Below are 7,407 nucleotides of genomic sequence, written 5' to 3'. Positions count from 1 at the left end.
TTCGCGGCGGCCCGTTCTCGCAGTTGGCGGTCAGCAGGCGTTTCAGCTCGACAAGGCCGCCATCCTTGTCGAAGGCGCTGAGCTCACCGCGTTTGTCGAGAGCCAGGAAGATGTCGAGGCCCTCGCGCCACAGGGCGCAGGCCCCAGCATAGTCGCCGCCATTGTAGTGGCTGCCGCCCAGCGTCTGCATGGCCGCCACCATGCTGCGCCGCGCGCCGGGCTTTTCGCCGGCCAGCGCGACCATCGCGCGATGGGCGGCCAGCACCTCGTCGCCCAGGGCGAAGGCTTCGGGATACCGCTTGAGGTCGCCCAGCACCTGGGCGTGGACCTCGCCGGTCAGGGCCACCAGCTGGAGCGAGGTGGCGTCGCCGTTGCTGCGTTGGCGCAAGGCGCGGGCCAGGGCCACGGACTCCTCGATCGAAGTCCGCGCGGCCTCGTCGCGGTCGTTGGCCCGGTGGACCACCGCCTGGTACCAGAGCGAGATCGCCACCTTGCGGATCAGGGCCGGGTCGTCGGGATTGGCGGCCAGCAGCGCGCGATTGACCGCCACCGCCCGCTCCAGGACCGCCTTGGCCGCTGGAGCGTCCTTCAGCTCGTGATAGGCCTCGCCCAGCAGCCGCAGATTGGCAGAACGCACCATCTGCACCGGCCGGGCGTCGCGGATCTCGGGCTCGAGGCCCTCGATGAACCGGTCGGCGGTGAGGTAGTTGTCGCGGGCCTTGTCGAAGGTGCTGGTCCAGGCGTAGCTGTCGCCGGTCCCCTGCCACGATCCGGCGATCAGGCGGGCGCTCTCCACGTCCTGCGCCTTCACCGGCGCCAGCACCTCGCGGATGCGCGCGGCCTTCACCCGCGCCCGTTCGGGATCGTTGTCGTTGTAGAGCGCCGTGGCCGTCTGCTCGTACAGCAGGATCGCATAGGCCCGCATCGCCTGCGGATTCTCGGGGTTGGCGGTGTAGAGCGGTGTCAGGATCGCCTCGGCCCGGGCCAGCAGCTTGCCCGCGTCCTCCAGCTTGCCCAACTGGGCGTCGCCGCCGCCGCCCACAACCTGGGCCAGCCGCGTGAAGCCCGCGCCGGTCTCGATCTGGACATCGAGCGGGGCGTCGTCCATGGCCGCCAGGGCCAGCAGATAGGTCTGCCCAGTCTCCGCCAGCAGCGCGCGAGCCGCCGTCGCGCCGGGCACCTTGCTCACCGCGTCATAGGCCTCGAACATCAGGGTCTTGGCGATGGCGCGAGTCTGCTGGAACCGCGCCTCGGCCTCCTGACGCGCGGCCTCGGCGCGGACATTGGCGGCCAGGGTCGCGGCCAGCGCGCCCAGCAGCAGCGCCACGGCGGTCACGCCGGCGGCCACGGAGCGGCGATGGCGCAGCACGAACTTGCCCACGGCGTAGCGCCGGCCGCCCTTGCGCGCCGCCACCACCCGCCCGTCGCGCCAGGCGGCCACGTCTGCGGCCAAGGCGTCCACCGTCGGATAGCGCGCGGCGGGGTCGGTGCGCCGGGCGCAGGCGATGATGGCGGCCAGATCCGCGTCGGCGCCCTCCCCCACCAGCCGGTCCAGCAGCACGCCCAGGGAATAGATGTCAGAGAGCGTCGTGGCGGACTCCCCGGCATAGCGTTCAGGCGCGGCGAAGCCCGGCGTCAGGGTCATTCCGCCGGCCCCGGGACCATCGCCACCGGCGGTCTCGCTCGACGGCGGCCGCGAGATGCCGAAGTCGATCAGCTTGGGCGTCCCGTTCTTCGACACCAGGATGTTCGAGGGCGTGATGTCGCGATGGACGATCAGGTTCTGGTGGGCGAACCCCACCGCCGAGCAGATCGCCAGGAACATGGCGATCTTCACTGTGCTCGACGGCGTCTCGCGCGCCAGCCAGTCGCCCAGCGGCGCGCCGTCGACCAGCTCCATGATGATGTAGGGCTCGCCGGCCGGCGTTTCGCCCCCGTCGAACAACCGCGCGATGTTGGAATGCGACAGGCTGGCCAGGGTCTGGCGCTCGCGCTGAAACCGGTCGATCAACGGATCGCTGAGCGCGCCCGGCCGGATCAGTTTGATCGCCGCGACGTGGTGGAAGTCACCTGTGATCCGCTCGCCGCGATAGACCGCGCCCATCCCGCCCTGGCCGATCAGTTCGACGATCTTGTAGGCGCCGACCCGCTCGGGCAGGACCGGATCGCTGACCGCCTCATGCGCGCCGCCGGTCTGGATCAGATGGACTCCGCTTCCGACCCGCAACAGCGATAGCGTCCGGTCGCACAGCACGGTGTCCTCGCCGCACTGGGCGCGAACCCACGCCTCACGCGTCGCCGAGTCCTGCTCCAACGCCGCGTCCAGCAGAGCCAGGGCGCGAGCGTCGACCGATCTGTCCGCCACCACGCCCCCTTAAGGCTTCAACGCCTCCAGCAACCACAGCCGGGCGCCGTTCCAGCGCCGCTTCACGGTCGATTCCGACAGGCCCAGCACGACGCCGATGTCGCCCAGCCCCATCCCCCCGAAGTAGCGCATCTCCACGATCTGGGCCCGCTCGGGGTCGATGATCGCCAGCTCGTCGAGCGCCGCGTTCAGGGCCTCGATCTCCACGTCGGGCGTGTCGGGGATGCCGGTGACCAGCTCGACCTTGCGGTGTTCGCGTTTCAGCGCCCGCTTGGCCCGGACATAGTCAAGCAGGGCGCGGCGCATCATCATCGACGACAGCGCCATGAAATGCGCCCGGTCGTTCCAGGCGATGCGGTCCAGGCCCACCAGCCGCGCCACCGCCTCATGGATCAGGTCGCCCGTCGACAGCGACACCCCGCGCTCGCGCCTCAGCATGGCGGCGGCCGAACGCCTCAGGTCGGGATAGAACAGTTCGAACAGGCGATCGCGGGCGGCTAGGTCGCCCTCACGCCAGGACTGAAGCAGCTTTCGCGCTTCCTCATTAAGGTCCCCATCCCGCATATGCTTTTGTTAAGGACATTTGGTCGCCGTGCAAGGCGGGACCTGCCGTTGCGGGAATCCGGAAGCGCCTCAGGCGCGCGAACGGCGCCTCACCCTTCGACGAAGCTCTTGAACCCGCCGTAGATCATGCGCTTTCCGTCGAAGGGCATGTCGCTCTGCGCCGGCTGCATGCGTGGATCGTTCATGACCTTGGCGTTGATCGCGTCTCGCGCCTCGCGGGACTCGTAGACGATCCAGGAAAAGAACACGATCTCGTCGTCTTTGGCCATGACGGCGCGAGGGAACGAGGTCAGCTCGCCCACAGGCGTGTCGTCGCCCATGCACTCCATGTAGGCGAGCGCGCCGTGCTCCATCCAGACCGTGCGGCCCAGGGTGGCCATCTCCCTGTACGCCTCGATCTTGTCCTTCGGGACCGCCAGCACGAAGCCATCGACGTAAGCCATCTGCCTCATCTCCTCTCGTTGCGTTCATCCGAAGGACGCGCACGCGCGGAGCGTTCCGACAAGCGGGGGCGATTTTCCAGGGCGAGCCTTAGTGCGGACCTGCCAGATGATGCACGTCGCCGGGCAGGGCGAGCGGCTCGGTGCGCGGGCCCCAGGGCCCCTTCGCCAGCCGCCGCGCGCGCCGGGCGGCCAGCACGTCCCGCACCAGGGCCAGCCAGCCAAAGGGAACGTCCTTATGCAATCTGCTCAGCTCTTCCATGGTCTCGCTCCGTCCAAAGCCCTGTCTGGGCATGGCGAAGATCGCGCCGAAGCTCCGCGGTGACAAACTGGTCCTCCTGCTCTACACATCAGCTCCACTTATGGCAGACATCCTCGCGACCATCCCGCTCAGCGCCATCCGCATCTTTGAGGCGGCCGCGCGCCTGAAGAGCTTCACCCGCGCCGCCCAGGAGCTGGGCATCACCCAGGCGGCGGTGAGCTGGCAGGTTAAGGCCCTGGAGCGACGACTGGATCAGGCCCTCTTCCAGCGCCTGCCGCGCGAGGTGGTGCTGACCGCCGCGGGCGAGCGGTTGGCCCGGGCGTCCACCGAAGCGGTCAACCTGCTGCGCGCGGCGCTCTCCGACCTCACCGAGACCGGCGAGGGGGTTCTGTCGATCACCACGCTCCAGACCCTCGCCACCCAGTGGCTGGCCCCGCGCATCGGCGCCTTCCAGGTCGCGCACCCCAGACTCGCCGTGCGGCTGGAGAGCAACCCGCGAACAGTGGATCTGATCAATGAGAACGTCGACGTCGCCATCCGCTCCGGCGACGGCGACTGGCCGGGTCTGGAGCATCACTTTCTGTTTCCCGCCAATCAGACCCCGCTCTGCACCCCGCGGATGCGCGAACAACTGGGCGGCCTGGCGCGTCCGGAGGACCTGATCGACGCCCCACGGATCGGTTCGAACGAGGAGTGGGCGACCTGGTTCGGGATCGCCGGGGTGGCCACGCCGCTCGCGCCCGCCGAACGGCCGCGCCTCATGGCCGACACCCAGACCTTGGAAGTCGCCTCGGCGCTGAGCGGCCAGGGCGTCGCCCTGGGCTCGCCCATCCTCTTCCAGGCCGAGATCCAGGCCGGACGCCTCGTGCGCCCCTTCGCGCCCACCATGATCCTTGGGGGCGGCTACTGGCTGGTCTATCCCAAGGATCGTCGGCGCTCGCCGAAGATCGTGGCGTTCCGCGACTGGCTATTGGCGCTGGCGGCGGATCAGGAATGCTGATCGCTTCTGACGCAACCATGTGGCAAACATAACGTTATGGTAGTTGAGGCGCACCGGGGTCAGGCGACCGTGCTCTTCTCCGAATTCTGCTGGGCATGGCTTTCGCTTCGCGAGTCTCCAGTTCTTTGAAGGGCTGGCCATGGCTGCCCAAATCCCGATCGCGTCTGCGGAAGCCGCCCTCAGTCTGACCTTGGCTGTCGTCGCTTCCTCGCCCGGTCCCCTTCTGCTCTTGGATGGCGAACTCAACATTGTCGCGGTCAGCGGCTCGTTCGCCGAGGCCTTCAACATCGACGCCGCCGGCGCTCCAGGTAAGCCGCTGTCGGACCTCGGCGGAGGCGAATGGGCCGTTCCGCAGCTTCGCGCGCTGCTGGAGGCGACGATTTCTGGCGCGGCGACAATCGACGCCTACGAAATGGACCTTACGCGCCAGGGCCGCCTGACCCGCTGCCTGGTGATCCATGCGGAGAGGCTGACCTATCTCGACCTCGAGAACCCCCGTCTCCTGGTCGCCGTAACCGACGTCACGGCGTCCCGCGCCGATGCGAAGGCGCGGGACGAAGCCCTTCGCCAGAACCTTGTCCTGCTGCAGGAGGTCCGTCACCGGGTCGCCAACAGCCTGCAGATCATCGCCAGCGTCCTGCTGCAGAACGCCAAGAAGACACAGTCGGACGAGACGCGCGGCCACTTGCGCGACGCCCACCAACGCGTCATGTCCGTCGCCGCCCTCGAGCGCCAGCTGGCCGGCTCGGGCGAACCGAACGTGGAGCTCCACGCCTATTTCACCGCGCTGTGCGAGAGCATCGCCGCCTCGATGATCGGCGACCACGATCAACTTTCGCTGGTCGTCACCGGCTCCCTCGGCGTGGTCGAGGCTCGGGTCTGCACCAGCATGGGCCTGATCGTCACCGAACTGGTGATCAACGCCCTGAAGCATGCCTTCCCGAACGGTCGGGTCGGCAAGATCGTCGTGGACTGCGTGGTTCAGGGGCCAAACTGGACCTTGTCGATCAGCGACGACGGCGTCGGCATGCCCGCGGACCCCAGCCAGATTCGGGTCGGATTGGGCACCAGCATTGTCCAGGCCCTGGCCAGGCAGCTCGAGGCCAGCGTGGAAACCTCGTCCTGCCACCCTGGCACCCGCGTCGCGATCACCCACACCCGGATCGCATTGGTCGAAGGCGACGCCGATCGTGTCGAGGCCGCGACGGGCGTCGCTCGGCCGGCCGCCTAACACGCGCCAGCTTGAACAAGGACCACCGCCAATGACCGTCACGAGCCCGACCAAGTCCGCCAAGACCTTGCTTATCGTCGAGGACGAGATCCTCGCGGCGATGGCGCTCAAGGGGGAGCTGGAGGACGCCGGTTACATCGTCATGGACTTGACCAGCCGACACCAGGAGGCGGCGTCGGCGGCGCGCGAGTGCAAGCCGGACCTGGCCCTGGTCAACATCCAGCTTCAGGGCCGCGACAGCGGCATCGAGCTCGCCCAGGAACTCAAGGCCATGGGCATCCCGGTGATGTTCATCAGCGGCCAGATCACCCGCGCGAGAACGGCGCAGACGGTCGCCATCGCTTCGATGCCCAAACCCTACAGCGCGATGGATCTGGTCCTGGCGGTGAACTACCTGCTGGGCCACCTGGGTGGGGACGACACGTTTCAGCGCCCCGCGGGCCTGGAGGTGTTCGAGACCGACCTCGCGCCCGATGGTGTCTAGCCCGCCGGCGCGCGCCTAGGCGGCCACGCAGGTGGCCAGGTTCACGGGACCGGCGTCGGATCGCTTCCAGGCGCCGTCGATCTTGTTGAACTCCGCGAAGCCGGACGAGGTCCGGTACTCGGAACGCACCGCGTCCCAGCCCTCCCAGCTCATCGCCACGACCACCTTGGCCGAGACGCCCTTGGCCTGTTCGGCGGGCGCGATCTCGCGCTCGCCCTTGCACGCGACCTCGAACCCCTGGCAGCCCTTGCCGTCGGCCTTGGCCTTGCAAAGATCGTCCGTGGCCTTGATCGAGGCATGCCAGCCGCGGATCGCCTCATCGAGGCCCGCATACTTGTCCTCACCGCCCGCGGCGGTCTTGCCGCTCTCGCCGCAACCGCCCAGCGCCAGGCAGGCCGACACGACAGCGGGCGCGATCAAGGTCGAAAGTCTGCTCACGTTCTGCTCCACCGGACGGCCGCCGCGCGGCCTGTATGGGCCCATAACGAATGAATGAAGGCGAAGACGTGACGACGTCGAGAATTCATCGTCTCGCCGTCGTTTTGCACAATCGTGAGACACTCCGATCAATTTATTGCAGCGCAGCATATTGGACATGGCGGCGGGGGCGGGACCCGATTATGGCTAACGGCAGGGGAGGCGAGTTGAATTGTCGGCGCCCCGTCGGGCTTACCAAAGGACTCCCCCATGAAGTATCTTGCCACCGCCACCTTCGCCGCGAGCCTCGCGCTTGCCAGCGCCGCCGACGCGGCGGTGTTCATCGTCAACGCCCAGGCCAACTCGTCGAACGGCGGAACCGGCGTCTCCAGCCTCGCCCTCGCGGCGGGTCAGACCTTCACGGTCAGCGTCGACGCCGACGACCTCTGGAGCGCCGGCGCCCTGCCCCGCTGGTCTAACGCCGATGGCCTGAACGGCCCGCGGATCGCCACCGGGACCGACGAGTCCGGCGAACCGGCCGGCACCCTGATCGGCTCGCCCTTCGCGGCCTGGACGCAGAACGGCCTCACCGCCGCCTATGGCTCGCTGGTCGGCGAGATCGGCGGCATCTACAAGGTGCTGGG

9 protein-coding genes are annotated in these 7,407 nt (G+C 68.4%); 4 read left to right on the top strand and 5 right to left on the bottom strand.

Annotation, left to right across the window (positions count from 1 at the left end; all coding sequences use genetic code 11):
* The 4 genes from RMO04_RS10875 to RMO04_RS10860 all read right to left on the bottom strand — a co-directional run.
* Positions 1–2,365: serine/threonine-protein kinase (locus RMO04_RS10875; RefSeq protein WP_309644807.1), on the bottom strand; the 2,365-nt coding region annotated here is incomplete at its 3' end.
* Between the two features lie 9 nt (positions 2,366–2,374).
* Positions 2,375–2,929: an ECF-type sigma factor gene (locus tag RMO04_RS10870; RefSeq protein WP_309644806.1), complete on the bottom strand. Its 555-nt coding sequence runs from the start codon at positions 2,927–2,929 to the stop codon at positions 2,375–2,377.
* Positions 2,930–3,018: 89 nt separating this feature from the next.
* Positions 3,019–3,372: a DUF1428 family protein gene (locus RMO04_RS10865; RefSeq protein ID WP_309644805.1), complete on the bottom strand. Its 354-nt coding sequence runs from the start codon at positions 3,370–3,372 to the stop codon at positions 3,019–3,021.
* A gap of 88 nt (positions 3,373–3,460) precedes the next feature.
* Positions 3,461–3,697, bottom strand: coding sequence for a hypothetical protein (locus RMO04_RS10860; RefSeq protein WP_309644804.1), 237 nt, complete (start codon positions 3,695–3,697; stop codon positions 3,461–3,463).
* A 34-nt stretch (positions 3,698–3,731) separates the two neighbouring features.
* On the opposite strand from RMO04_RS10860, the gene RMO04_RS10855 reads away from it, so the two are divergent.
* The 3 genes from RMO04_RS10855 (at position 3,732) to RMO04_RS10845 (ending at position 6,346) form a co-directional block, all read left to right on the top strand.
* Positions 3,732–4,631: a LysR substrate-binding domain-containing protein gene (locus RMO04_RS10855; protein WP_309644803.1), complete on the top strand. Its 900-nt coding sequence runs from the start codon at positions 3,732–3,734 to the stop codon at positions 4,629–4,631.
* A gap of 139 nt (positions 4,632–4,770) precedes the next feature.
* Positions 4,771–5,862, top strand: a complete 1,092-nt coding sequence (locus RMO04_RS10850; protein WP_309644802.1) for a histidine kinase dimerization/phosphoacceptor domain -containing protein — start codon at positions 4,771–4,773, stop codon at positions 5,860–5,862.
* Between the two features lie 31 nt (positions 5,863–5,893).
* A complete protein-coding gene (locus tag RMO04_RS10845) occupies positions 5,894–6,346 on the top strand; it encodes a response regulator (RefSeq protein WP_309644801.1) in 453 nt (150 codons plus the stop codon).
* Between the two features lie 15 nt (positions 6,347–6,361).
* Here RMO04_RS10845 and RMO04_RS10840 read toward each other — a convergent pair whose 3' ends face one another.
* Entirely contained in the window at positions 6,362–6,784 is a 423-nt protein-coding gene (locus tag RMO04_RS10840; protein WP_309644800.1) for a hypothetical protein, read from the bottom strand.
* A gap of 249 nt (positions 6,785–7,033) precedes the next feature.
* On the opposite strand from RMO04_RS10840, the gene RMO04_RS10835 reads away from it, so the two are divergent.
* On the top strand, positions 7,034–7,407 hold a 374-nt coding region (locus RMO04_RS10835; protein ID WP_309644799.1), incomplete at its 3' end, for a hypothetical protein.

It is taken from the genome of Phenylobacterium sp. (assembly GCF_031412415.1).
GTDB lineage: Bacteria > Pseudomonadota > Alphaproteobacteria > Caulobacterales > Caulobacteraceae > Phenylobacterium.
This window is presented reverse-complemented; position numbering and strand designations above follow the sequence as displayed.